The 21,600-nt window shown below is 67.6% G+C and carries 23 protein-coding genes; 11 read left to right on the top strand and 12 right to left on the bottom strand.

The genetic code is table 11. From position 1 onward, the window contains the following. Window positions 1-705 precede the first annotated feature (705 nt). Window positions 706-2,079 (bottom strand): D-serine/D-alanine/glycine transporter, encoded by a 1,374-nt coding sequence (cycA, locus tag ABIA73_RS13755; protein ID WP_354275930.1) that lies wholly within the window; start codon window positions 2,077-2,079, stop codon window positions 706-708. Between the two features lie 228 nt (window positions 2,080-2,307). Between cycA and ABIA73_RS13750 the strand changes: the two genes are divergently transcribed. Beyond that, the gene (locus ABIA73_RS13750; protein ID WP_354275929.1) at window positions 2,308-3,927 is read left to right on the top strand and encodes an EAL domain-containing protein; all 1,620 of its coding nucleotides are present in this window, start codon (window positions 2,308-2,310) and stop codon (window positions 3,925-3,927) included. Between the two features lie 197 nt (window positions 3,928-4,124). On the opposite strand, the gene ABIA73_RS13745 is transcribed toward ABIA73_RS13750, so the two are convergent. Both ABIA73_RS13745 and ABIA73_RS13740 read right to left on the bottom strand, forming a co-directional pair. Further along, a complete protein-coding gene (locus ABIA73_RS13745) occupies window positions 4,125-5,309 on the bottom strand; it encodes an MFS transporter (protein ID WP_059065841.1) in 1,185 nt (394 codons plus the stop codon). Continuing rightward, the gene (locus tag ABIA73_RS13740; protein ID WP_354275928.1) at window positions 5,306-6,484 is read right to left on the bottom strand and encodes a serine hydrolase domain-containing protein; all 1,179 of its coding nucleotides are present in this window, start codon (window positions 6,482-6,484) and stop codon (window positions 5,306-5,308) included. The genes ABIA73_RS13745 and ABIA73_RS13740 overlap by 4 nt, the downstream gene beginning before the upstream one ends. Before the next feature lie 228 nt (window positions 6,485-6,712). On the opposite strand from ABIA73_RS13740, the gene ABIA73_RS13735 reads away from it, so the two are divergent. Beyond that, complete coding sequence (locus tag ABIA73_RS13735) at window positions 6,713-7,612, top strand: LysR family transcriptional regulator (protein ID WP_059065838.1); 900 nt, start codon at window positions 6,713-6,715, stop codon at window positions 7,610-7,612. 166 nt (window positions 7,613-7,778) lie between these two features. Next, window positions 7,779-9,386 (top strand): ATP-binding cassette domain-containing protein, encoded by a 1,608-nt coding sequence (locus ABIA73_RS13730; RefSeq protein WP_354275927.1) that lies wholly within the window; start codon window positions 7,779-7,781, stop codon window positions 9,384-9,386. A gap of 90 nt (window positions 9,387-9,476) precedes the next feature. Here the strand turns inward: ABIA73_RS13730 and ABIA73_RS13725 are convergent, their stop codons facing one another. Beyond that, window positions 9,477-10,802 (bottom strand): GTP-binding protein, encoded by a 1,326-nt coding sequence (locus tag ABIA73_RS13725; protein WP_025879197.1) that lies wholly within the window; start codon window positions 10,800-10,802, stop codon window positions 9,477-9,479. Window positions 10,803-10,871: 69 nt separating this feature from the next. Here ABIA73_RS13725 and ABIA73_RS13720 point away from each other — a divergent pair, with 69 nt between their 5' ends. Continuing rightward, window positions 10,872-11,249 carry a MerC domain-containing protein gene (locus tag ABIA73_RS13720; protein WP_025879198.1) on the top strand — a complete coding sequence of 126 codons (378 nt, stop codon included), beginning with the start codon at window positions 10,872-10,874 and terminating at the stop codon, window positions 11,247-11,249. Window positions 11,250-11,325: 76 nt separating this feature from the next. Here the strand turns inward: ABIA73_RS13720 and ABIA73_RS13715 are convergent, their stop codons facing one another. Then, window positions 11,326-11,610: a metal/formaldehyde-sensitive transcriptional repressor gene (locus ABIA73_RS13715; protein ID WP_080150663.1), complete on the bottom strand. Its 285-nt coding sequence runs from the start codon at window positions 11,608-11,610 to the stop codon at window positions 11,326-11,328. Window positions 11,611-11,660: 50 nt separating this feature from the next. Between ABIA73_RS13715 and dmeF the strand changes: the two genes are divergently transcribed. From dmeF to ABIA73_RS13695, 4 genes are all read left to right on the top strand, one after another. Then, on the top strand, window positions 11,661-12,644 hold the full coding sequence (gene dmeF / locus ABIA73_RS13710; RefSeq protein WP_059065829.1) for a CDF family Co(II)/Ni(II) efflux transporter DmeF: 984 nt from the start codon (window positions 11,661-11,663) through the stop codon (window positions 12,642-12,644). Between the two features lie 92 nt (window positions 12,645-12,736). Next, window positions 12,737-13,153, top strand: coding sequence for a hypothetical protein (locus ABIA73_RS13705; protein ID WP_312962663.1), 417 nt, complete (start codon window positions 12,737-12,739; stop codon window positions 13,151-13,153). 75 nt (window positions 13,154-13,228) lie between these two features. After that, on the top strand, window positions 13,229-13,552 hold the full coding sequence (locus tag ABIA73_RS13700) for a hypothetical protein (protein ID WP_059065827.1): 324 nt from the start codon (window positions 13,229-13,231) through the stop codon (window positions 13,550-13,552). Window positions 13,553-13,628: 76 nt separating this feature from the next. Beyond that, a complete protein-coding gene (locus ABIA73_RS13695) occupies window positions 13,629-14,471 on the top strand; it encodes a class I SAM-dependent methyltransferase (RefSeq protein ID WP_059066062.1) in 843 nt (280 codons plus the stop codon). 3 nt (window positions 14,472-14,474) lie between these two features. On the opposite strand, the gene ABIA73_RS13690 is transcribed toward ABIA73_RS13695, so the two are convergent. From ABIA73_RS13690 to ABIA73_RS13680, 3 genes are all read right to left on the bottom strand, one after another. Continuing rightward, the gene (locus tag ABIA73_RS13690; RefSeq protein WP_354275926.1) at window positions 14,475-15,443 is read right to left on the bottom strand and encodes a polysaccharide deacetylase family protein; all 969 of its coding nucleotides are present in this window, start codon (window positions 15,441-15,443) and stop codon (window positions 14,475-14,477) included. An 88-nt stretch (window positions 15,444-15,531) separates the two neighbouring features. After that, window positions 15,532-16,077: an RNA 2'-phosphotransferase gene (locus tag ABIA73_RS13685; protein ID WP_346603404.1), complete on the bottom strand. Its 546-nt coding sequence runs from the start codon at window positions 16,075-16,077 to the stop codon at window positions 15,532-15,534. A gap of 56 nt (window positions 16,078-16,133) precedes the next feature. Beyond that, on the bottom strand, window positions 16,134-16,778 hold the full coding sequence (locus ABIA73_RS13680; RefSeq protein ID WP_354275925.1) for a hypothetical protein: 645 nt from the start codon (window positions 16,776-16,778) through the stop codon (window positions 16,134-16,136). A gap of 92 nt (window positions 16,779-16,870) precedes the next feature. Here ABIA73_RS13680 and ABIA73_RS13675 point away from each other — a divergent pair, with 92 nt between their 5' ends. Then, on the top strand, window positions 16,871-17,587 hold the full coding sequence (locus tag ABIA73_RS13675) for a hypothetical protein (RefSeq protein ID WP_354275924.1): 717 nt from the start codon (window positions 16,871-16,873) through the stop codon (window positions 17,585-17,587). A gap of 4 nt (window positions 17,588-17,591) precedes the next feature. On the opposite strand, the gene ABIA73_RS13670 is transcribed toward ABIA73_RS13675, so the two are convergent. Further along, window positions 17,592-17,762, bottom strand: a complete 171-nt coding sequence (locus tag ABIA73_RS13670) for a hypothetical protein (protein ID WP_099782623.1) — start codon at window positions 17,760-17,762, stop codon at window positions 17,592-17,594. A gap of 24 nt (window positions 17,763-17,786) precedes the next feature. Next, window positions 17,787-18,599, bottom strand: a complete 813-nt coding sequence (locus ABIA73_RS13665) for an alpha/beta fold hydrolase (RefSeq protein WP_354275923.1) — start codon at window positions 18,597-18,599, stop codon at window positions 17,787-17,789. 229 nt (window positions 18,600-18,828) lie between these two features. Between ABIA73_RS13665 and ABIA73_RS13660 the strand changes: the two genes are divergently transcribed. Continuing rightward, the gene (locus ABIA73_RS13660) at window positions 18,829-19,308 is read left to right on the top strand and encodes a DUF4440 domain-containing protein (RefSeq protein WP_354275922.1); all 480 of its coding nucleotides are present in this window, start codon (window positions 18,829-18,831) and stop codon (window positions 19,306-19,308) included. A gap of 22 nt (window positions 19,309-19,330) precedes the next feature. Here ABIA73_RS13660 and ABIA73_RS13655 read toward each other — a convergent pair whose 3' ends face one another. Beyond that, window positions 19,331-19,789, bottom strand: coding sequence for a hypothetical protein (locus ABIA73_RS13655; protein ID WP_354275921.1), 459 nt, complete (start codon window positions 19,787-19,789; stop codon window positions 19,331-19,333). A 243-nt stretch (window positions 19,790-20,032) separates the two neighbouring features. Here ABIA73_RS13655 and ABIA73_RS13650 point away from each other — a divergent pair, with 243 nt between their 5' ends. After that, the gene (locus ABIA73_RS13650) at window positions 20,033-20,431 is read left to right on the top strand and encodes an XVIPCD domain-containing protein (RefSeq protein ID WP_354275920.1); all 399 of its coding nucleotides are present in this window, start codon (window positions 20,033-20,035) and stop codon (window positions 20,429-20,431) included. A gap of 156 nt (window positions 20,432-20,587) precedes the next feature. Here the strand turns inward: ABIA73_RS13650 and ABIA73_RS13645 are convergent, their stop codons facing one another. Further along, window positions 20,588-21,577, bottom strand: coding sequence for a hypothetical protein (locus ABIA73_RS13645; RefSeq protein ID WP_354275919.1), 990 nt, complete (start codon window positions 21,575-21,577; stop codon window positions 20,588-20,590). Between the last annotated feature and the right edge of the window lie 23 nt (window positions 21,578-21,600).

Here is a 21,600-nt window from a genome sequence, read left to right as displayed (position 1 = left end):
GGGGGGGGGGGGGGGGGCGGGGGGGGGGGGCCCCCCCCCCCCCCCCCGGGGGCCCCCCCCCCCCCCACCCCCGCCCCCCCCCCCCCCCCCCCCCCCCCCCACCCCGCCTTCGACAGATTTCCGCGATCTGGGAACGGTGTTCTGTGCTGCTGTTGGTGGGTGTCGACCATGCGGCTGTTGATGGGTGTCGACCACGCGGCTTCTGGTGGGTGTCGACCTTGGTCGACACGTGTAGATCCACGCCATGCGTGGATGGGACTCGCCGAGGCCGCTCGATCTGTTGGCGAGGGTCTTGCTGACTACTGCGCCATCTCCCGCGGCGGCTGAAGGATGTCGACCATGCGGCTGTTGGTGGGTGTCGACCTTGGTCGACACGTAGATCCACGCCATGCGTGGATGGGACTCGCCGAGGCCGCTCGATCTGTTGGCGAGGGTCTTGCTGACTACTGCGCCATCTCCCGCGGCTGCTGGTGGGTGTCGACCACGCGGCTGTTGGTGGGTGTCGACCTTGGTCGACACGTAGATCCACGCCATGCGTGGATGGGACTCACCGGGCCGTTGGATCTGTTGGCGAGGGTGTTGCTGACTACTGCGCCATCTCATGCGGCTGTCGGTGGGTGTCGACCTTGGTCGACACGTAGATCCACGCCATGCGTGGATGGGACTCACCGGGGCCGTTGGATCTGTTGGCGAGGGTCTTGCTGACTATCTCGCCATCTCCCGCCGCAGCCAATAACCGGCGCCCAGCAGCACGAACCACGCTGGGCTGGCGATCAGCGCCTGGCGGGTGTCGGCCTGCAGGCTCAGCAGCACCAGTACCGCAGCAAAGAAGACCAGGCAGGCCCAGCACATCGCCACGCCGCCGGGCATCTTGAAGATCGAGGCCGCGTGGCGCTCGGGGTAGCGGCGGCGGTAGACCATGTAGGCCACCAGGATCAGCGACCACACGAAGATGAACAACACCGTCGCCAGGGTTGTCACCAGGGTGAAGGCGGTCACCAGGTTGGGGATCAGGTAGATCAGCAGGGTGCCGCCCAGCAGGCACAGGCAGGAAAACAGCAGGCCCCGTGCCGGCACTGCAGCGCGCGAGAGCTTGGACAGGCCACGTGGTGCGTGGCCTTCCTCGGCCAGGCCATACAGCATGCGGCTGGTGGAGAAGATGCCGCTGTTGGCCGAGGACGTGGCCGAGGTCAGCACCACGAAGTTGATCAGGCTGGCGGCGGCGGGAATGCCGGCCAGCACGAACAGCTGCACGAACGGGCTCTTGTCCGGCACCACCTGGCGCCATGGGGTCACCGCCATGATCGCGATCAGCGCCAGCACGTAGAAGATGATGATGCGCACGGGAATCGAGTTGATCGCCTTGGGCAGGTTGCGCTCGGGGTCAGCCGTTTCCGCAGCGGTGGTGCCCACCAGCTCGATGCCGACGAAGGCGAACACCGCGATCTGGAAACCGGCGAAGAAACCCACCAGGCCCATCGGGAACATGCCGCCGTCATTCCACAGGTTCGACAGCGATGCGGTGTGGCCGCTGGGCGAAGTGAAGCCCCACGCCACCAGTCCAGCACCGGTGATGATCAGCGCGCAGATCGCCACGATCTTGATCAGCGCGAACCAGAACTCCATTTCGCCGAACAGCTTCACCGTCACCAGGTTCAACGACAGCAGCAGCATCACGCAGGCCAGCGCCGGTTTCCACGCTTCCAGTCCCGGGAACCAGAACTGCGCATAGGCGGCGATGGCGATCACGTCGGCGATGGCGGTGACAATCCAGCAGAACCAGTACGTCCACCCGCAGAAGAACCCGGCCCATGGGCCAAGCAGATCGGTGGAGAAATCGATGAAGGATTTGTACTGCAGGTTGGACAGCAGCAACTCGCCCATCGCCCGCATCACGAAGAACAGCATCGCGCCGATGATCAGGTAGACCAATACGATGGACGGGCCGGCCAGGCTGATGGTCTTGCCCGAACCCATGAACAGGCCGGTGCCGATGGCACCGCCGATGGCGATCAGTTGCAGGTGGCGGTTGGACAGGCTGCGGCGCAGGTGCTCGGGGGGCGTGGCGGGCTCGGTCATGGGCGCGGGAAGGGGCGGGCGAAGCGTTCGACGTTAGTCCTCCCGCTGCCACAACGCCAGCGCCGGACGGCCCAGGGCCGTCAGCAAGTGTCACTTTCACCACAATGTGACCCGTTACCGCCTTTGTCCCATTCCGCCCAGCCCTGCGCCGTGTTCATATACCGCCATCGCCCAAGGACCGGCCCCGCCCATGTGCCCAGCCCTGCACACCTCTCTGGAGCCCCGGTCATGAGCCGACTGCGGGTCATCATCGGCGGCACCGTCCTGGCCGTGCTGGCCGCGGCAGTGCCGATCGCGGTCATGGTCTATGCCACCTGGGACCGTGCCGTAAGTGTCGAACAGCAGCGGCTGCATGCCATCGCCGAGCGCAGCCTGCGCCGTACCGAAGTGTCCTACCAGGAAGCGCTGGCGGCATTGAAGTCGGCCGAGGCCACCGTGCTGCCGCCCTGCGGGGCCGAACACATCCAGCGCATGCAGACCCTGGTGATGACCACGCCGTCGTCGGACCAGATGGGCTACTTCGAGGGCGGCAAGCTGCGCTGCACGTCGTGGGGGCCGTTCCAGCAGGATGTGGACCAGCCCACGCCGGACCACGTCACCAGCGATGGTGCCGGCATCACCGTCAACGTGCGCCCCGAGGCGGCTGGCCGGCGGCCGATGCTGTCCATGATGTACGGGTCCTACGACGTGCTGGTCGACCCTCGGCGATTCGTCGACGTCATCGTCGATCCGGACGTGCGGCTGGCCCTGGCAAGTCCGGATGGACGGCTGCTGACCCAGCAGGATGGCATGGACCCGGCCCTGCTGCAGCGCCTGCTGCGTGAGCCCGGCGAGGGCCTGGACCGCGACACCCTGTATGCCAGCGCGCGCAGCGGTGAATGGCTGGCAATCGCCACGGCGCCGCGCACCGCGCTGGCGGCCACGTTCCGGCAGCAGGCGTGGCTGTTCGTGCCCTTGGGCCTGCTGATGGCCGCCGCCGGTGCCGGCCTGGTGATCTGGCTGTCGCGACGACGGCTGTCGATGCGCGGCGAACTGGGCATCGCCATCCGCCGCCGCGAACTCTACCTGCACTACCAGCCCATCATCGAACTGGACACCGGCATCTGCGTCGGCGCCGAAGCGCTGGTGCGCTGGCAGCGCCCCGACGGCACGCAGGTGCGTCCGGACCTGTTCATTCCCTTGGCCGAAGAAGCCGGAATGATCGCTGCCATCACCGATCTGGTGATCGAGAACGTGGTTGCCGACATGCGTGAGCTGCTGGCCGAGGATCGCAGTGCACACATCGCGATCAACCTGGCGGCCGAGGACATCAGCAGCGGACGGGCGCTGAAGGTGATCTCGCAGCGCATGGCCGGCAGCGGCATCCTGCCGCAGCAGATCTGGCTGGAGGCCACCGAACATGGCTTCCTCGACATCGACCGTGCCCGCACCATGCTGGCCGCGGCGCGGCGCGCGGGCCACAGCGTGGCCATCGATGATTTCGGCGTCGGCTATTCCAGCCTGCAGTACCTGCAGCAGCTGCCGCTGGATGCACTGAAGATCGACAAGTCCTTCGTCGATGCGATCGGCACCGAAAGCGCGACCAGCCCGGTTACGCCGCACATCATCGGCATGGCCCGCGAGCTGGGCCTGTGGGTGGTGGCCGAAGGTGTGGAAACCGAAGCGCAGCTGGCCTACCTGCACAGCCAGCACGTGCAGTTCGGCCAGGGCTGGCTGTTCTCGCGGCCGTTGCCGCGCGATGAGTTCATCGCCTTCCACCGCAAGCGCCAGCAGCAGTACGGCGCGGCGCGGGAGCACATGCAGAATCCGCGCAGCGTGCCGTTCGAGCGCGAGCAGGCGGCGGAGTAGCCCGCGAACGGCGCCGCCCCTCGTGGTGGGTCGCTAAGAGCGGTTCGTGGGCTGGCCGGTACAGATCTCTGCGGCGTTCCACCACGTAAAAGAGAAGAGAAAAGCAACAGCGGGTCGCTGCGCTCGCGCGCGCTGTTGAGCTTCGGCTGGAGTAGTGCCGGCCGCTGGCCGGCAACCCCGTCATCCTCGATCGACGCCTACGCCCAGGCCTTCGGCCGCGCCCAGACCCACAGGCCACACACCACCAGCAGCAGCAACGGCAGCCAGGCCAGGTGCTGGGCGCCGCTGGCCTGCAGCATCAGGCCGCCGCCGACGCCGCCGGCGGCGATGGCCAGGTTCCAGCCGGTCACCAGCATCGACTGCGCCAGGTCGGCGGCGGCACCGGCGCGGCGCGCCAGGGCGGTCTGGAACAGGGTGGGTACCGCACCGAACGCGACGCCCCACAGGATCGTCACCAGCAGCAGCACGCCCGGCACGCCTGGCCACAGCAGCAGCGAAGCCACCGCCATCACGAAGCCGATCACGCTGGCCCACACCAGCGCGCGCAGGTGGCGGTCCACGCCCCAGCCGGCGATGGCGATGCCCACGATCGCGGCGATGCCGAATGCCAGCAGCAGCCGGTCCAGCCACGCCCCGGCGCCGGCCTGCACTGCCAACGGCTCGATGTAGGTGTACAGCACGTTGTGCGCCAGCACGTACAGCACCATCACCAGCAGCGTGCTGCGGATGCCGGGCATGCGCCAGACCGAGCCCAGCGACATGCGCCGGCCTGCACCGGCCGCCGGCAACGCGGGCAGCGCCCATCGGGCGTAGCCGAGCAGCAGCACCGCCAGCACGCTCATCAACGCGAACGCCCAGCGCCACCCGATCTGCTGGCCCAGCAAGGTGCCGGCCGGCACTCCCAGCGACAGCGCCAGCGGCGAGCCGATCATCGCTACCGCGATCGCCCTTCCCTGCAGTTCCGGCACCACCATGCGCGCGGCATAGCCGGCCACCAGCGACCACAGCAGGCCCGCCCCCACACCTGCCAGGAAGCGCGCCACCAGGGTCAGCACGTAGTCGTGGCTCAGCGCGGTCACGGTGTTGACCACCATGAAGCCGGCAATCGCCGCCAGCAGCAGCGGACGGCGCGGCAGGCGCTGGGTCAACGCGGTCATCGGCAATGCAGCCAGCACCGAGCCCAGTGCATACACGCTCACCAGCTGCCCTGCGGCCGCATCGCTGACGCCGAGACTTTCGCCCATCGGCCGCAGCACGCCCGCTGGCAGCGTTTCGGTCAGCAGGGTGATGAAGCCACCACCGGCCAGTGCCAGCAGCCCGCGCCACGGCAGGCGCGTTGCTTCACCCGCCGGAACCCCTGCATCAATTGCGTGGCCGCTCATCGCACCGTCTCCAGATCGGCGTACACCGCATCGCGCAGTTCATCGACAAACGCGCCATGCATGCCTTCGTACAGCGTGTTGGTCAGCGCGACCACGCTCAGGCCACGCGCCGGGTCCACGAACCAGCTGTGGCCGTAAGCACCGCCCCAACGCCATGTCCCTGCGGTCTGCGGTGTGCCGCTGGCCGCTGCATCACGCAGCACCGCAAAGCCGAGGCCGAAGCCCCAACCCGGCGGATCAACCGGTCCCAGCTCGCCGACCTGCGGGGTTCCCATCTGTGCAACCACGCTGTCCGGCAGCAGCTGCGAGGCGCGCACATCGCGCAACGCTTCCAGCACGGCCATCACCTCGTCGGCACTGCCCACCAGCCCCGCGCCTGCCGACGGATAGCGGTGTGAGTCGGTCGCCCGCGCCACGCTGTACTCGATGCCCACCGAGCCCTCGAACGCAGGCACCACCTCGCCCTCCCGCAACCGATGCGGCTGCGGCGTGTCACTGACATACGGCGTGGCCAGACGAGCGCGCTCGGCGGTGGCGAACGCGGTGTCGCGCAGGCCCAGCGGCTGCGCCAGCAGCCGGTCGAACAACACCTGCAACCTTTCGCCGGTGGCCGCTTCAGCCACGGCGCCCGCCACATCCACGCCCAGCGAGTACAGCCACTGGCTGCCCGGCGCGAACAACAGCGGCGCCTCCGCGATACGCTGCACGTTCTGCTGCAGCGTCACCGGGTTCGCGTCCATGCCATCGCTCACACCCGCCTGGGCATAGGGCCCTTGAGCATCGGCTTCCAGGAAGCGGTAGCCCAGCCCACTGCTGTGGCTGAGCAGCTGGCGCAGGCTGATCGGCGGGCGACTGCCATCGGCCAGTGCCGGGCGGAACGCCGGCAACCAGCGCTGCAACGGCGCGTCCAGGTCCAGCACCCCCTCGGCTACCAGGCGCAGGATCACCGTGGTCAGCAGCGGCTTGCTCACCGAGGCCAGCCGGAACAGGTGGTCGCGGCGCATCGGCGTGTTCGATTCACGGTCGGCCAGGCCACTGGCGCTGGCGTGGCGCAGCACGCCGTGCTCGCGCACCAGTACCACCGCACCGACCAGGCGCTGTGGATGCACGGTCCGCAGCAGTGCGCTCACCGCGGGCAGCGCCGGTGCGGTATCAACAGGAAGGGCGAGTGTCATCGGGGTGATCCGTGGGGAGAGGCCCGCCACGGTAGGCAGCTCCGGCACCGGCAAAAAGCGGGGCGGGGCTCCGTGCATCATGGACCGCAAGGTCCGCAATCGGCATGATGCCCGGAACCGCTGGGCCGTACCGCCCCGCCAGGCCCGCGCACCGCAGTGTTGCGCGGGCCACGTCAGCGGGCCGGACTGCCGCGCCCTACCCTGCCCACTTTCGCAGCGACCTGCCCCATGTCCGTCCTCGACAACCTGGCCAACCTGCAGACCTTCGTCCACGCCGCGGACACCCGCAGCTTCGTCGACACCGGCCGCGTGCAGGGCATCTCCGCCTCGGCCGCCGGCAAGTGCGTGGCCCGGCTTGAACACGCACTCGGCGTGCGCCTGTTCCACCGCAGCACGCGCAGCATCACCCTCACGGCCGAGGGCCAGCTGTTCCTGGCACGCTGCCGCCGCATCCTCGACGAACGCGATGCCGCACGCACCGAACTGGCCCAGCAACATGCAACCCCCAGCGGAACCCTGCGCATCAGCCTGCCGCTGGTGGGCGACCTGACCCTGCCGCTGATGGCCGAATTCATGGCGGCCTACCCGGACATCCGGCTGGAGCTGGATTTCTGCGATCGCCTGGTCGATGTCATCGAGGAAGGCTTCGACGCCGTGCTGCGCGTTGGCGAGCCCAGCGATTCACGCCTCACCGCGCGTCGCCTCGGGGTGTTCCCACGCCGCGTGGTTGCATCGCCGGCGTACCTGCAACGGCATGGCGTTCCACGCACGCCGGGCGACCTGCTGCAGCACCGCCTGCTGCACTACCGCTTCCCCAGCACCGGCAAGCTCGAGCCATGGCCGATCCTCTGGCCCGAAGGCGAAACGGCACAGGATCTGCCGGTGCACCTGGTCGCCAACACCATCGAAGCGCGGGTGGCACTGGCGCTGCGCGACGGAGGCCTGGCGTTCGTGCCGGTGCATTCGGTGCGCGATGCACTGGCCGATGGCCGGCTGGTCACCGTGCTTGAAGAGCACGTGCATTCCTGCGGCATCTTCCACCTGCTGTGGCCCTCCGGCCGCCACGTGCTGCCGAAGCTGCGGGTATTCATCGAATTTGTCGGCGCGCGGCTGGATACGGTGCCCTGACCTAGCGCCACGGCCGCGACCATTCAGCTCGCGGCGCTATACTGCCCGCTCATTCCCCACCGAGGCTCGCGACCAATGCGCCAGTGATGCCGCCGTCTTCGCACTAGACGGCCCGACTCTTCCCGCCCCTGCGCGCAGGGGAGAACCAGGCATCCATGGAGGTCGCATGACTTCGCATTCCCTCACGCTCGATCGCGTGTCGTATCGGTTGGCCGATGGCCGACCGTTGTTTTCCGATCTGTCCTTTTCCTTCGAACCGGTGGCCACCGGGCTGGTCGGCGCCAATGGCGCTGGCAAGAGCGTGCTCGCGCGCTTGCTCGCCAGCCAGCTGTCGCCCGACGATGGCCGCGTGCACCGCAGTGGCCAGGTGTTCCTGTTGCCTACGCCGGGCTATCCGCCACGTGGCACGGTGGGTGAACTGGCCGGCGTCGGCGCCGAACTGGCGGCACTGGCGCGCATCGAAGCAGGCAGCATCGATGAAGCCGATTTCGCCTGCGTGGGCGACCACTGGAACCTGCGCGAACGCCTGCAGCAGCAGTGGCAGGCGATGCAGCTGCCGGCCGACCTTGATCCGGCGCAGCCCGCCTCCCGGCTCAGTGGCGGCCAGGCGATGCAGGTGGCGCTGTCCGGTGCGTGGGCCAGCGGCGCGGACTGGCTGATCCTCGACGAGCCAAGCAATCATCTCGACGCCCGGCATCGCCACCAGCTGTACGCACAGCTGCAGCAGTGGCAGGGCGGCCTGCTGGCCATCAGCCACGACCGTGGCCTGCTCGCGCAGATGGCGCAGATCGTCGAACTGGACGCGCACGGCCTGCATCGTTACGGCGGACCGTGGCAGCACTATGCCGACACACGCGCCGCCGAACGCGAGGCCGCCGCCGCGCAGCTGGAGCATGCCCGTGCCCAGCACCGGCAGCAGCAACGCAGCGCGCGCGAACAGAACGAGCGCCAGCAGCAGCGGCAGGCACGTGGCAACCGCGAAGCGCGCGAGGCCAACCAGGCACCGATCCTGCTCGGTCGGCAGAAGCAGCGCGCCGAAGCGAGCCACGGCCGTGCGCAGCAGATCCAGAGTGATCGCCTGCAGGCCAGCGCAGCGCAGGTGCGCGCCGCCGCTGCGGCAGTACACGTGGCACCAGAACTGGCGTTGTTCAGTGGCGAAGGCGAGCGTGGTCAGGCCCGGCTGCTGCAGGCGCACGATCTGGTGCTGCCGCATGGCTGCAACGCGGCGCTGCAGCTGGAGATCCGGCGCGGCCAGCGCATCGCCGTCGTGGGCGACAACGGCAGCGGCAAGTCGACCTTGCTGCGCGTACTGGCCGGACAGCTGGCGGCGCGCAGCGGTCAGGTGCAGCGGCATGCGCCGCTGGCCCTGCTCGACCAGCAACTGCTGGGGCTTGCAGGTGAACAGAGCATCCTCGATGCCGTGCGCGCTGCGAATCCCGCGGCCGATGCGGGTGAACTGCGTACGCGTCTTGCCCTGCTGGGCCTGGATGCGCAACGCGTCCAGCGCCCGGCCAGCAGCCTCAGCGATGGCGAGCGGGTGAAGGGTGCGCTGGCCAGCGTGCTGTACGCCGATCCTGCCCCGCAGCTACTGTTGCTGGACGAGCCGGGCAACGCCCTGGACCTTGCAGCGCTGCAGGCGCTGGAAGAACTGCTGGCGGCGTGGCCGGGGGCGTTGCTGATGGTCAGCCATGACACTCACCTGCTGCAGGCCCTGCGGCCAACGCAGGTGCTGCAGGTCGGTGATGCAGGTTGGCGGTGGCGCGATGCGTTGTAGGGCCGAGCACGTGCTCGGCTCCTGCAGGCATTCATCCACGCATGGCGTGGATCTACTGCCAGCCTCTCATCCACGCGTGGCGCAGACGCATCAACGCTTCCACACCGGGAACGCCTGCGGCATCTGCTGCCACAGCAAGGGCCCGGCCTGCAGCTCGGTGTCGTTGAGCAGGCACGCATCCAGGGCCGACCGCACCACACGCTCGTCCATGTGCACGCCGATCACCACCAGTTCCTGCCGGCGGTCACCCCACAGCGGATGCCACAGGCGTGCCATCGCCGAGTGCGCGGCCGCGTCCGGGAATTCCCGTACGTCCGGCAGCGGCGCGCTCCAGCAGTCGGCCTGCTGCCGGGCCCAGCCCAGATCGCTGTAAGGCAGCGGCGTTGGCGGCAGCAACGGCGTGGTGTCCTCCTGGCCGGCGCGCACCCGCTCGCGCGCCGCATACCAGAAGCCCGCCGCCTGGGTGCGTGTGGCCGCGCCCACACTGTTCAACTCACCCACCCAGTCCATGCGGTTGGCCAGCCAGAACCAGCCCTTGCTGCGGATCACCCCGGGCATGCCGTGCTGCAATGTGCGCGCGAAGCGAGCGGGATGGAACGGCCGCCGTGAGCGATAGACGAAGCTGCCGATGCCGTACTCCTCGGTTTCCGGCGTGTGCTCGCCACGCAGTTCCTTCACCCAACCGGGGGCCTGCTGCGCGCGCTCGAAATCGAAGCGACCGGTATCCAGCAGCTCGGCAAGCGGCACGTCGCCGAAACTGGACAGCAGCAGCTTCGCGTCGCGATTCAAGCCGCGCAGCACGGCCAGCGTGTCCTGCAGCACTTCGTCGTCCACCTGGTCCACCTTGCTGACCACGATCACATCGGCGAATTCCACCTGCTCGCACAGCAGATCGACCACGCCACGATCATCATCCGGCCCCGCCTGCTGGCCACGCTCGGCCAGGCGCAGTGTGGAACCGAAATCGGCCAGGAAGGCACTGCCATCCACCACCGTCACCATCGTGTCCAGCCGTGCGATATCGCTCAGGCTGAAGCCGTGTTCGTCGCGCACCGCGAAGGTCGCCGCCACCGGCATCGGCTCGCCGATCCCGGTCGATTCGATCAGCAGGTAGTCATAGCGGCCGCTGTCGGCCAAGCGCCGCACCTCCTGCAGCAGATCGTCGCGCAGCGTGCAGCAGATGCAGCCGTTGCTGAACTCCACCAGCGTCTCTTCGGTGCGACGCAGTTCGGCGCCGCCATCGCGCACGAGCTGCGCATCGATGTTGACCTCGCTCATGTCGTTGACGATCACCGCCACCCGCAGGCCATCGCGGTTGCGCAGGATCTGGTTGAGCAGGGTGGTCTTGCCGGCACCGAGGAAGCCGGAAAGCACGGTGACCGGAAGGCGGCGGTCGGCGCGGGAAACAGTGTTCATGTCGGAGCGGGCTGGCTGCGGAATAGAAATGTTACTGTATAACAATTGTCGCGCAAGGAATCTCCCCGCATGAAGTCGCCCTCTGCCGCTCTGCTTGATGCCGGCGCCGTCGCCCTGTCCAGCCTGTGCCTGCTGCATTGCCTGGCATTGCCCCTGCTGGCGGCCGCGCTGCCGCTGTTCGGCGTCTGGGCCGAAGCGGAGTGGGTGCACCTGGTCTTCGTCGCCATCGCGCTGCCGATGACCGGCTTTGCCCTGTGGCGCGCCGAACGCCGCCAGCCGCTGCCTGCGCTGGCATGGCTGAGCGCGGGCATGGGCTTGGCGCTGTTGATGGCCGGGGCGCTGGCACTGCCCTCGCACGCCTGGGAGACCCCGCTGACGGTCACCGGCAGCCTGCTGCTGGCCGCCACGCACCTGTGGAACGCGCAGCACCGGCACCGCAGAAGCTAGTGCCGGCCGCTGGCCGACAACTGCAGGCATCGTCCGCAGGTCATGAGGTTGCCGGCCAGCGGCCGGCACTACCCAGCTATTTGCCGTAACGCCGCAGCAGTTCCACCAGCACCTCGGCTTCGGCCGCCCGCTGCGCCGGGTCTTCCGCGCCCACCACGTGTTCCTGCAGATGCTCGTGCAGCAGTTCCATCAGCAGGCTGTGGGCAGCGCCACGCACGGCCGCCACCTGCACCAGCACGTCGGCGCAGTCGCCTGTCTCGCCCTCGGGCGTGTTCAATGCCTGTTCCAGCGCCGCCACCTGCCCGCCGATGCGGCGCACCCGGGTCAGCAGCTGCTTTCGATTTCTGTGTACATGGGCCATGGCAGGATCATATACCCTATGGGGGTATCCACCCAAGCCTGACCGCCGCCATGCACCTGGACGCCCTCGCCGCCGCCCGTCGCCACGAGCACCGCTTCGACGACGGCAATCCGCTGGCCGAACGCAACACCCGCCGCGCGATGTGGCTCACCGTCAGCATGATGCTGGTGGAGATCGTCGGTGGCTGGTGGTTCAACTCCATGGCCGTGCTGGCCGACGGCTGGCACATGAGCTCGCACGCGCTGGCACTGGGCCTGTCGGTGTTCGCCTACCGCTGCGCACGGCGCTACGCGCACGATCCGCGCTTCGCCTTCGGCACCTGGAAGATCGAGATCCTGGCCGGCTATACCAGCGCCATCGCCCTGCTCGGCGTCGCCGCGCTGATGGCCGTGCAATCGCTGGAACGCCTGTGGGTGCCCGCGCCCATCCACTACAACGAAGCCATCGCCATCGCCGCGGTCGGCCTGGGTGTGAACCTGCTGTGCGCATGGTGGCTGCATGACAGTCCCGGCCACGCCCACCACCACCATGGACACGGGCACGGCCATGGCGATCATCATGGTCATCACCACGATGACGATCACGGCCACGACCATTCCCACGGCCACGACCTCAACCTGCGTTCGGCCTACGTGCACGTGCTGGCCGACGCCGCCACCTCGGTGCTGGCCATCGTCGCCCTGCTGGGCGGCAAGCTGCTCGGCCTGACCTGGCTGGATCCGGTGATGGGCCTGGTCGGCGCGGTGCTGGTCACCGTCTGGGCAATCGGCCTGCTGCGCGACAGCGGCCGCATCCTGCTCGACGCGCAGATGGATGCGCCGGTGGTGGCCGAGGTACGCGAAGTGATCGAGCAGGGTCCGTGGCCGGCACGCCTGGCCGACCTGCACGTGTGGCAGGTGGGGCGCGGCAAGTACGCCGTCGCCGCCAGCGTGGTCACCAGTGATGCCACGCTGGATCCGGATACCGTGCGCCAGGCGCTGGCGATCCACGAGGAACTGGTGCATGTCACCGTGGAGATCCACCGCAGCGCGTGACGCCAGCAGGGCGACGGTTCTTGCCGAAAATCTGTACCGGCCACGGCTGCGTGCTGCCTACACTGGCCGCACCTGCCCCGTCGGGACATCCCATGCGCACGCTCCGCCTGCTGCTGCCCGGTGCCCTCCTGCTGCTGGTGGCCTGTTCCGGCGACACCCAGCTGCCGTTCTCCTCCGACCCGATGCTCGGCTGCTTCGCCACCAGTCCGCGCAAGTCCGCCGAGTTCCGTATCGAAAGGGAAGCAAGCCAGTACTTCGTCTCGTTCGAACGCGATGGCCACTGGCAGCGCGAACCCAATGCGCTGTACAAAGCCAGCCGCAGCGACATCCAGCAGTACTTCCGCGATGACGCCGACCAGATCGACAGCGCGCTGATCCGGATGGCCGGCGGCTTCGGCATCTTCCGCGTCAAGGACGGCGCCACGCTGAAGGCCCGGGCACGCGACAGCGACTACATGGCGCTGCTGCTGATCGGCGCCGGGCCGGTGTATGCGGTGAAGTGCCAGTAGCGGCCACATTGCAATTCTTCCCATGGCCTCAGCGATGCCGCTGGCACACGCTGCCGGTTTCGAGGAGGAATTCCGATGACCGTTCTTCTCCTGCTGGCCGCAATCGTTGCAAAGACCCAGGGTGCTTACGACGAGGTGCGTGAGACCGCTGATGGCGAGATCGTGGTGATGCGTACCTTCGACTGGGAGATCGAAGGGCAACGCGCCGAACGCGTAACCGTGCACTGGCTGCTGCAGGAAGACGGCAGCATGCGCTACGACTTCGACCGGCAGCCAGCCGCCACCCAGGATGTCCATCGCCGTTCGTGCGCGTTGCGGGGAATGCAGCCCTCGCGAGGCGTCGGCCTCATCTCGGGAGAGGGAACCATCCACGGATTCAGCTGCACCGACCTGCGGTAGCGCCGCGCCCATGTCCGGCTCGGCTGCACAGCGCCTGCGGTACCATGCCCTCCCCCGAATCCTCCCGCTACCCACCGTGCCCCACTACTCCGGCCCCCTGCTGACCCGCGACAGCGCTGACATCCTGCGCCGTGCCCACGACAAGGGCGCCACCGAGTGGTCGGGCTCGCTCGATCTGGGCCGCAGCGAAGCGGCGGTAAAGCTGGATGCCGAGGGTTTCACCTTCCGCGGCCAGCACTATCCGTGGCCGGGCAAGCTGAAGGACCGCACGCTGTACTACTGGGATGGCGAGGAGTTCTGCTCCATCTCCCGCTTCAGCGGCTCGCTGATCAAGCTGGTGCCGACCGAGTGGGGCGCACCGACCTTCGAGATCGACGGCATCAAGATGCTGCCGACCTCCAAGCTGTCGCCGTTCGAGGACGCGCGCCGCAAGGTCGAGCTGGTCGCCCCGGCGGGCAAAAGCCTCCTCGATACCTGCGGTGGGCTTGGCTACTTCGCCGCCTGCGCACTGGAGGCCGGCGTCGGCCAGATCCGCTCGTTCGAGAAGAACGCCGACGTGATGTGGCTGCGCACGCTCAATCCGTGGTCGCCCGATCCTGACTCAGCCGCCGCGGGCGGCCGCCTGCACTTCAGCCACGGCGACGTCTCGCAGCAGATCGAACAGGTCGCCAGCAACAGCGTCGATGCGATCCTGCACGACCCGCCGCGCTTCGGCATTGCCGGCGAACTGTACTCGCAGGTGTTCTACGACCATCTCGCCCGCGTCATCCGCAAGGGTGGCCGCCTGTTCCACTACACCGGCGCGCCGAACAAGCTGACCAGCGGCCGCGACGTGCCGCGCGAAGTGGCCAAGCGCCTGGAAAAGGCCGGCTTCAAGGCCGAGCTGGCGCTCGATGGCGTGCTGGCCGTCAAGCGCTGAGGCTCACTCGCCTTCCACCTTGGCCAGCTTCATCACCCACTTCGGTACTTCCGGCTCGCCGGCGTAGAACGCCTTGGGCTTGTTCTCGGCCATCGCCCAGCGGTGCAGCCAGCTCGGCCCATAGCGACCACTGTAGCCCTCGGCGCCGCGCGCATAGGCGGGGTCGCGCACGGCTTCTTGCAGCGACACGAAGCGATAGCCACGGCGCTTGGTGGCCGCCACCAGCTCGGCGAACGTCGCCGCGTTGAGCTCGTTGGCATGCATCAGCCACACCTGCGGCACCGCATACCCCAGCAGCGCCTGTGACTGCTGCTCGTAGTAATCCACCTTGTTCAGCATGTAAGGCACATAGCCCTTGCGCAGGCTCGCCAGCGTCGCCTCGCGCTGCGGTGAATCGGGCTGCTCGTTCATCACGTTGGCATAGGCGAAGGCCCACACCCACTCACCGTTGTCGACCGTCACCGGCGCAACGCGGTAGCCGTGCTGCTTGAAGAACACGTCCATGGCCACGCGGTCTTCCGGCGTACGGCCCGCACGCAGGTAAGGATGGCGCATCCATTGCGGCGTCTGCCCACGCTCGGCCAGCAGTGGTCGCAGCACCTGCTCGCCGCGCAGGAAGTCCTGCTGGAACGCCGGCACGCCTTTGGCGTTGAGGTCCATGTGCGACCAGGTGTGGTTGCCGAGTTCGTAGCCGGCATCCAACCAGTCGCGCAGCATCTGCACGCGCGCCAGCTGCACCTGGCCATCCACTTCCAGCTTGTTCTCGTTGACGAAGCCCACCACCGGCACATCGGCCTGGCGCAGCTGCGCCATCAGTGCGGCATGGCGTGCCTGCAGATCGGCTGGCACGATTTCATCCAGGCGCGCCCACGGCAGATCGTCAATGGTCACCGCGATGCGCCGATCGACTTCGGCAGCGTGGACAGTCAATGACAACAACAGCAACGGCAATGCACGCAGGAACAGACGCATCGGTACATCCATGGGACGAGGATGCAGCGACTGTAACGCGATTGGGCCTTGCCGCCGAGTGTGGACCCGGCCGCAGCGCCAGAGCGGGTCAGTCGGCGATGTACTGCGGCGGCACGTGGTCGGTCAACCAGACACCATTGGCCGAGCGGTGGAATACGTGCCCATCGGCATGCATGCGCCCTGCGTGCACGCTGAGGATCACCGGCGCACCGCGGCGAGCACCGACCTGGTGGGCCGTCTCCCGGTCCAGTGACAGATGCACGTGATGGCGCTCGCCCGCATGCAGGCCCTGCTCGCGGATCGAGCCGACGAAGCGCGAAACCGTGCCGTGGTACAGCCACTGCGGCGGCGCCACCGGCACCAGTCCAAGATCGACCGCGACCGAATGCCCCTGGTTTGCGCGGATACGCTGGCCATCATCGCTCAGTGCAAAGCGTTGCTTGTTGCAGCTCGCAACGATGTGCTGCAGTCCGCCACGGTCGAGCGCGTGCCCGTGTGCAGCCAGCTTCTGCAGCAGTTCGTCGACGTTGGCCCAGCCTTGGCCGTCCAGGATCAACCCGATTTTCCCGGGTTCATGGCGCAGCACCAGGCTGAGGAACTTGCTGGTCTGCTTGGTTGAAGTTTCCGTATTCATCCGCATAGCGTGCCGCAGAAGCACCGGTCGATGCCAGTCAGCGGCCCGCGCTGGCGTCAGAACCGGGTCAGCTGCGAGGTGGTGCGCCACAGCCAGAGCCCAACCACCATCGCGGCCAGCAGCAGTCCACACAGGATGATCGCCAGCGCATCAGGTGCGTGCGGCGGCGTCAGGTCGGCCCTGGCGAAGATCTGCAACAGCCATCGCCGCATCGAGGACGGGAGCGCATGTCCGTCTGGTGTCAGGTCTGTCATGCATGCTGCAGGCAGCGCAGTGGTGATGCCCGCCCACACATGCTCATACAGTCGAAGCATCACGCTCGCCAGCAGTAGCGCCGCCGCATGCAGGGCAAGCAGGCCCCAAGCGCTGCGGCGCAGCGGTGCATCCACATGGCGCAGCCAGTGCACGCAGACCAGCAGCGTACCCAGCAGGGCCAGCACCAGCGTTGCCATCGGCAGCCAGCACAGCGGCTGCCAGTCGTCCAGCGCGCCGGCACGTGCCAACAGCTGCTCGGCAACCAGCATCCGGGCAGCAGGATCGGCGCCGCCGCAGGCCAAAGACAGGGGCTCCAGCAGCAAGGCCACGCGCTGGTGGAAATGGCCTGCGGCCAAGCCCACCGACAGCAGCGCCAGCACCTGCAGCAGCAACAACATCAGGCCGGCGCCAAAGAAGCGTCCGAGGCGGGCAGTGAAGGCGGTCATCGACGTAGTCCCAGCGAGTGACGCGCATGCTAGCCAAGCCAACGGCCGCTGTCGGCTGGCAGATGCGACACGACCCTGGAGGATGCGCGATCATGTCTACTCCTTCAGGAGAGCTGGCGATGGTAGGGCTGTATCTGCTCGTGCGTACCCTGCTGCCGGTTCTGCTTGGCGGGTTGGTTGCGATGCTTGGCGCACGCGTGATCAATGCGCGGCTGGCCCGCCTTCCGCCGCGCGTGATTGCACTGCCGGATGACAGCCTGCTGCCCAGCCCCGCAGCACAGCGACGCTATCGCCGCATGCGTCGGCGCAGACCGGGCCTGCAGCACTTCACCCTGCCGCCCAAGGTGCCGCGCAGCTGGGTCCTGCTCGCGGCAATGGCGTTCATCGGCACGGTGGGCCTGACCGTCTACCTGATGCCCGATGGCGCCCGCTTCCAGGTGCTGGTCGAGAGCACCTTGGGATATCCCTCTACCGTCATCGAGGTCCGCGCGCCCATGCAGCAGCAACTGCACCTGCTGGACGCCTGCGCACCTGTGCTGCATCGCACTGTCCGCCCCATCACCTTGCGCTACCGCAGAGCCCGTACCGGCAATCTGGTCGAGGTGCACGGAGTACTGCCGGTGCAGGTGCGGCACCGCGGCACGCTGCTGCAGGTGGCCACGGCGCAGCCGGTGGATGTGGCCCTGCTACGTGATGCTCTGTACCAGTGCAGCGCATCGTCCAACGTTACGCTGACGATACAGCCGCGCACCGTCGCGCCATGGCGGGAATGGGGTTGGCAGCCGTGGCCGGGGCGCAACAGCCAGTAAGGCTTCAACCGCGCGGCAGTTTCGCCGCCCACATGTTGTCCACCAGGTTCGGGTAACGGCGCCCGTTCTCCTCTGCCCGCTGCCGCGCCGCCGCCTTCTGCGCCTCCGTCAGCGGCTGCGTCTTCTGGCCCTTCGGGTTGGGCTTCTTCCAGGGCGGCGTGCGGGCAGTGGGCATGTGCGGATGATGCCGTAGTGGGTGTTACTTCTTCAGGAATTCCAGCAACGCCAGATTGAAGTCATCGGCGTGGCTGGTATTGCAGCCATGAGGTGCATTCTTCAGCACCACCACCTCGCTGCCGGCGATGGCCGCATGCGTGCGCTTGCCTGAACCTTCGAACGGCACCGTCGCATCGCTGTCACCGTGCAGCACCAGCGTCGGTACGGTCACCTTCTTCAGGTCCGCACGGAAATCGGTGGTGGCGAACGCCTTCATGCACCCCAGCGCAGCGGACTGGTCAGATTGATGGGCAAGCGCGATGGCGGCCTGGCGCTCGTCCTCGGTGACCATCAGCTTGCCGTCGGCACTGAAGAAATCGCGGGTAAAGCCGTCGAAGAACGACTCCCGGTCCTTCTCCAGCCCCTGGCGCATCTCATCCGCCTTTTCCTGGGTCAGCGGCCCTTCGGGATTGTCCGCGCCCTTGAACAGGTACGGCGGCACGGCCGCAGCGAACACCACGCTGTGCAGGCGGTCTTCACCATGGTTGGCGATGTAGCGCGCCACTTCGCCACCGCCCATCGAGAAGCCGACCAGGGTGACATCGCGCAGGTCGCGTTCGTCGATCAGGCCGGCCAGGTCAGCGGCCAAGGTGTCGTACTCGTAGCCATCGGCGGGCTTGTCCGAGCGGCCGAAGCCGCGACGGTCGTAGCTGATCACGCGATAACCGGCATCGCGCAGCAGCGGCACCTGCGCCTTCCAGGATTCGGCAGACAGCGGCCAGCCATGGATCAGGATGACCGGGCGGCCGGTGCCGCCGGTGTCTTCAATGTGCAGTCGGACGGAGGAGGTAGCCATGGGAACTCCCGGGGGAAAGAGGAGCCCAGCCTAGGCAATCGCACCGGAGCCGCCCGTGATGGATCCGGCTCAGGCCATGACATCGCGTACACGGGCACCGGTCAGCCGGTACATCGGTTCGCACCCGCATGAACGGCATTGGTCGGGCCCTGCGCCGGTTTCGTCATGCCCCGGTTACCGGGCGCCATCGCCCATGCCAGTCTGCGCCGGTCCTCAATGGAGCCACGCCATGCTGCTCGCCCTGCCCCTGCTCGCCGCCGCCGTCGCCGGCACCTCCCCCGCCAGCGACACCCTGCGCGAGCAGATCCGCGCGGCCGACACGCAGCTGTTCGCCGTGGCCTTCGATGCCTGCGATGCCGACAGGGCCGCCGCGATGACCACCGAAGACATGGAGTTCTTCCATGACAAGGATGGCAAGTCCGCCAACAGCCGCGAGGACTTCCGCCGCAGCGTGGCCACCCTGTGCGACAACGCGCGCAAGGGGGGCTGGCACCTGCGGCGCGAGCTGGTGGAGAGCTCACTGCAGGTCTTTCCGCTGCAGGACGATCGCGCCCTGGAAGTGGGCGATCACCGCTTCCATGAGCGCGGCGCCGATGGCGTTGAACGCTGGACCGGCCAGGCCCGTTTCATCCAGGTCTGGCGCCGCGTGGATGGCCGATGGCAGGCCGAGCGGGTGATCAGTTACGACCACCGCCCGGCAGACAAATAGACATCACCGCCGCAGCGCCCGCTCAATCGCGCAGGTTGCTGGCGCGCGTCAGCATCCAGCAGCCGTAGCGGCGCGCGAAGGTGTAGGTATCGCGCTCGGCGTCGCTGCCGAAGGTCACGCGCTGCCCGTTGTCATCGATCGCTTCGATGCGTGTGGGCGCGTTGTAGGCGCCGGCGCGCATGCGCTCCAGCGCGGCCGGATCGCGGCTTACCGGCGAAGGCACGAACAGATTGAACGCGGCCAGGTAGCGGTAGTTGAAACGTTTCAACCGCGCGGCACCCTGCTCCAGCACGATGTGTGTGGGCGCCAGCCCCTCGTGGTCATCGCGCACGGTGTGCATCGGCACCTCGTACTCCAGTGGGTCGGAGGTGTAACGCAGGCGCACCCGGTCATCGGCCGGGTCGGCGAAGCGTTGCAGGAAATGGGTGAAGTCCTGCGAAGGGCAAGCGGGATCGTCCGCCGCCACGGGCGTATCAGCCACTGCAATACGTGCGCAGGCCCACAGCCCCATGCCCAGCAGCAACCGCACAGCCGCCTGCCCCCGTATCCGGTTTGTCTCCCCGTGCACCACCTTCTCCCTCCATCCCATTGCAGCCGGGCGCCATCCCCTGCGCCCCGGGCGCCCCGGGCCACAGGCTAGCAACAAAGCGGTTACCGGCGCAGCCCACGACCGTTTTACACTGGCCACATCCGGCCACACGGTAGCGGCCACATGGAGCCCCCAATGACCCCTGATGATTCCCTGCACCAGCAGATCCGCCAGAACGTAGCCGCACTGGACGAGAAGCACGGCCGTGCGTTCGACACCACCAGCGAGAACGTGGCCGCCAGCCTGGCCGTCAAAGCCCGCGAACAGGGTCTGGAACGCGCCGACCACGTGGTGGTGAGCAACGCCACGGCCAACCTCCCGGCCGGGCACAACATCTTCGTGGTGCAGGGCGACCCGGCCAACCCGGCGCACCTGCGGGCGATGCTGCCGACCGCCGTGGCCGCGCAGACGCCGGCCGAGCAGTCACTGCAGAAGCTGGGGCTGGGTGGGCAGCAGCCGGTGCAGGCCGAGCAGCAGACGCTGGATGCACAGGCGCAGGATCAGCAGCAGAACCCTGCGCATCGCATGGGGTGAATGCCGTCAGGCGTCGATGCCGTCGACGCCTGTCGCATGGGCCGGTATCAGCCCATTCGCGGCTGAGCGTGCTGCGTCTGCTGCAGCAGATCTTCCTGCGCGACGCGGCTGGACTCACGGCCCTGATGCTGCACGCTGGCTTGCTGGTACACCTCTTCAACCGTGCCCTGCTGGGCATCGGCCAGCGAAAGACGCTGGCGGTTCGCTGCAGGGTCCGGTGAGGCGGTGTCGCCCGTGCGCTGCAGGAAGACATAGCCCGGCGAGTCCGCCGCACCGCCACTGCTGAAAGCCACCTGCAAGGTATCGCGTTCGGTGTAGCCCCCCCTGCACCGCCAATCGCGTCAGGTGGCCCGCCAACATCTCGGGCTGCTGTCCCGGCGGCAACCCTTGGCGCTCGGCCGCTTCCCCCAGCGCCGCACGCACCCGCTGGTCCAGCGGATGCGATGTGTCACCCGGTACACGTGCGTCGTTGGCCAACCGCTCACCGCTGCGCTCACCGATGTCGTCGTTCTCGCTCAGCAAGCGATGCTTCCACGTGCGCTCGGGCATCGGATTGGTCTTCGTACGATTGAGATCGCTGTTCGGGAACGGCGGCTCGATGCTGTCCACGCCGTGGATGTTGCGCAGCGGGCGAAAACCGTCCTTGCCCGCGCCCTTGCTGTCCAGGGGAATGCGGACATCCGGAAAGAGCTGCCCTGCGGGACCTCCAAAAGCATTCACGTCGATGCTTCTCTTTCGCTCGATGCCAGCGTGGTTCAGCGCTTCCCAGGTGAAGTCCACGCAGTTGTGGCGCACGTCCTCGTAGTGCTTGCTGAAGCCGAATTTCTCCGGGTCCGAGCCGAAGGCCTCAAGCTTCTTGTATTGCTCTTCGCTTATCTCGAGGGTGCGGGTGTAGCGTGGATCCTTGTATACATCGACGTCGTCTTCCATGATCGCGCCTGCGCCGTTCATGCTGCCATGTACCTTGGGCGCAAATCCGTAGCTCTTCGGGGGCTGATCCGGGGCATGCAGGACGTAGAACATGTGGCCTGGTGCTGAGGTCTGGGGAACACCATCCAAGACCTGCTGCTTGCCGGTCTCCACATCAATCAATGGCGTTCCGGGCGCGGCAATGACAATGTCCAGGGTGTAACGCGGCTTGTCCATAAGATGAGTCTCCGTTCCTTCCA

This window comes from Stenotrophomonas sp. 2694, from assembly GCF_040548715.1.
Taxonomy (GTDB): Bacteria; Pseudomonadota; Gammaproteobacteria; order Xanthomonadales; family Xanthomonadaceae; genus Stenotrophomonas; species Stenotrophomonas indicatrix.
Note: the sequence above shows the minus strand (reverse complement) of the source record. Positions and strands in the feature narration are given on the sequence as shown.

Excerpts from the sequence above, each read along its gene's own strand:
- cycA (WP_354275930.1), bottom strand. The coding sequence starts at position 2,079 with ATGACCGAGCCCGCCACGCCCCCCGAGCACCTGCGCCGCAGCCTGTCC.
- ABIA73_RS13750 (WP_354275929.1), top strand. The coding sequence starts at position 2,308 with ATGAGCCGACTGCGGGTCATCATCGGCGGCACCGTCCTGGCCGTGCTG.
- ABIA73_RS13745 (WP_059065841.1), bottom strand. The coding sequence starts at position 5,309 with ATGAGCGGCCACGCAATTGATGCAGGGGTTCCGGCGGGTGAAGCAACG.
- ABIA73_RS13740 (WP_354275928.1), bottom strand. The coding sequence starts at position 6,484 with ATGACACTCGCCCTTCCTGTTGATACCGCACCGGCGCTGCCCGCGGTG.
- ABIA73_RS13735 (WP_059065838.1), top strand. The coding sequence starts at position 6,713 with ATGTCCGTCCTCGACAACCTGGCCAACCTGCAGACCTTCGTCCACGCC.
- ABIA73_RS13730 (WP_354275927.1), top strand. The coding sequence starts at position 7,779 with ATGACTTCGCATTCCCTCACGCTCGATCGCGTGTCGTATCGGTTGGCC.
- ABIA73_RS13725 (WP_025879197.1), bottom strand. The coding sequence starts at position 10,802 with ATGAACACTGTTTCCCGCGCCGACCGCCGCCTTCCGGTCACCGTGCTT.
- ABIA73_RS13720 (WP_025879198.1), top strand. The coding sequence starts at position 10,872 with ATGAAGTCGCCCTCTGCCGCTCTGCTTGATGCCGGCGCCGTCGCCCTG.
- ABIA73_RS13715 (WP_080150663.1), bottom strand. The coding sequence starts at position 11,610 with ATGGCCCATGTACACAGAAATCGAAAGCAGCTGCTGACCCGGGTGCGC.
- dmeF (WP_059065829.1), top strand. The coding sequence starts at position 11,661 with ATGCACCTGGACGCCCTCGCCGCCGCCCGTCGCCACGAGCACCGCTTC.
- ABIA73_RS13705 (WP_312962663.1), top strand. The coding sequence starts at position 12,737 with ATGCGCACGCTCCGCCTGCTGCTGCCCGGTGCCCTCCTGCTGCTGGTG.
- ABIA73_RS13700 (WP_059065827.1), top strand. The coding sequence starts at position 13,229 with ATGACCGTTCTTCTCCTGCTGGCCGCAATCGTTGCAAAGACCCAGGGT.
- ABIA73_RS13690 (WP_354275926.1), bottom strand. The coding sequence starts at position 15,443 with ATGCGTCTGTTCCTGCGTGCATTGCCGTTGCTGTTGTTGTCATTGACT.
- ABIA73_RS13685 (WP_346603404.1), bottom strand. The coding sequence starts at position 16,077 with ATGAATACGGAAACTTCAACCAAGCAGACCAGCAAGTTCCTCAGCCTG.
- ABIA73_RS13680 (WP_354275925.1), bottom strand. The coding sequence starts at position 16,778 with ATGACCGCCTTCACTGCCCGCCTCGGACGCTTCTTTGGCGCCGGCCTG.
- ABIA73_RS13675 (WP_354275924.1), top strand. The coding sequence starts at position 16,871 with ATGTCTACTCCTTCAGGAGAGCTGGCGATGGTAGGGCTGTATCTGCTC.
- ABIA73_RS13670 (WP_099782623.1), bottom strand. The coding sequence starts at position 17,762 with ATGCCCACTGCCCGCACGCCGCCCTGGAAGAAGCCCAACCCGAAGGGC.
- ABIA73_RS13665 (WP_354275923.1), bottom strand. The coding sequence starts at position 18,599 with ATGGCTACCTCCTCCGTCCGACTGCACATTGAAGACACCGGCGGCACC.
- ABIA73_RS13660 (WP_354275922.1), top strand. The coding sequence starts at position 18,829 with ATGCTGCTCGCCCTGCCCCTGCTCGCCGCCGCCGTCGCCGGCACCTCC.
- ABIA73_RS13650 (WP_354275920.1), top strand. The coding sequence starts at position 20,033 with ATGACCCCTGATGATTCCCTGCACCAGCAGATCCGCCAGAACGTAGCC.
- ABIA73_RS13645 (WP_354275919.1), bottom strand. The coding sequence starts at position 21,577 with ATGGACAAGCCGCGTTACACCCTGGACATTGTCATTGCCGCGCCCGGA.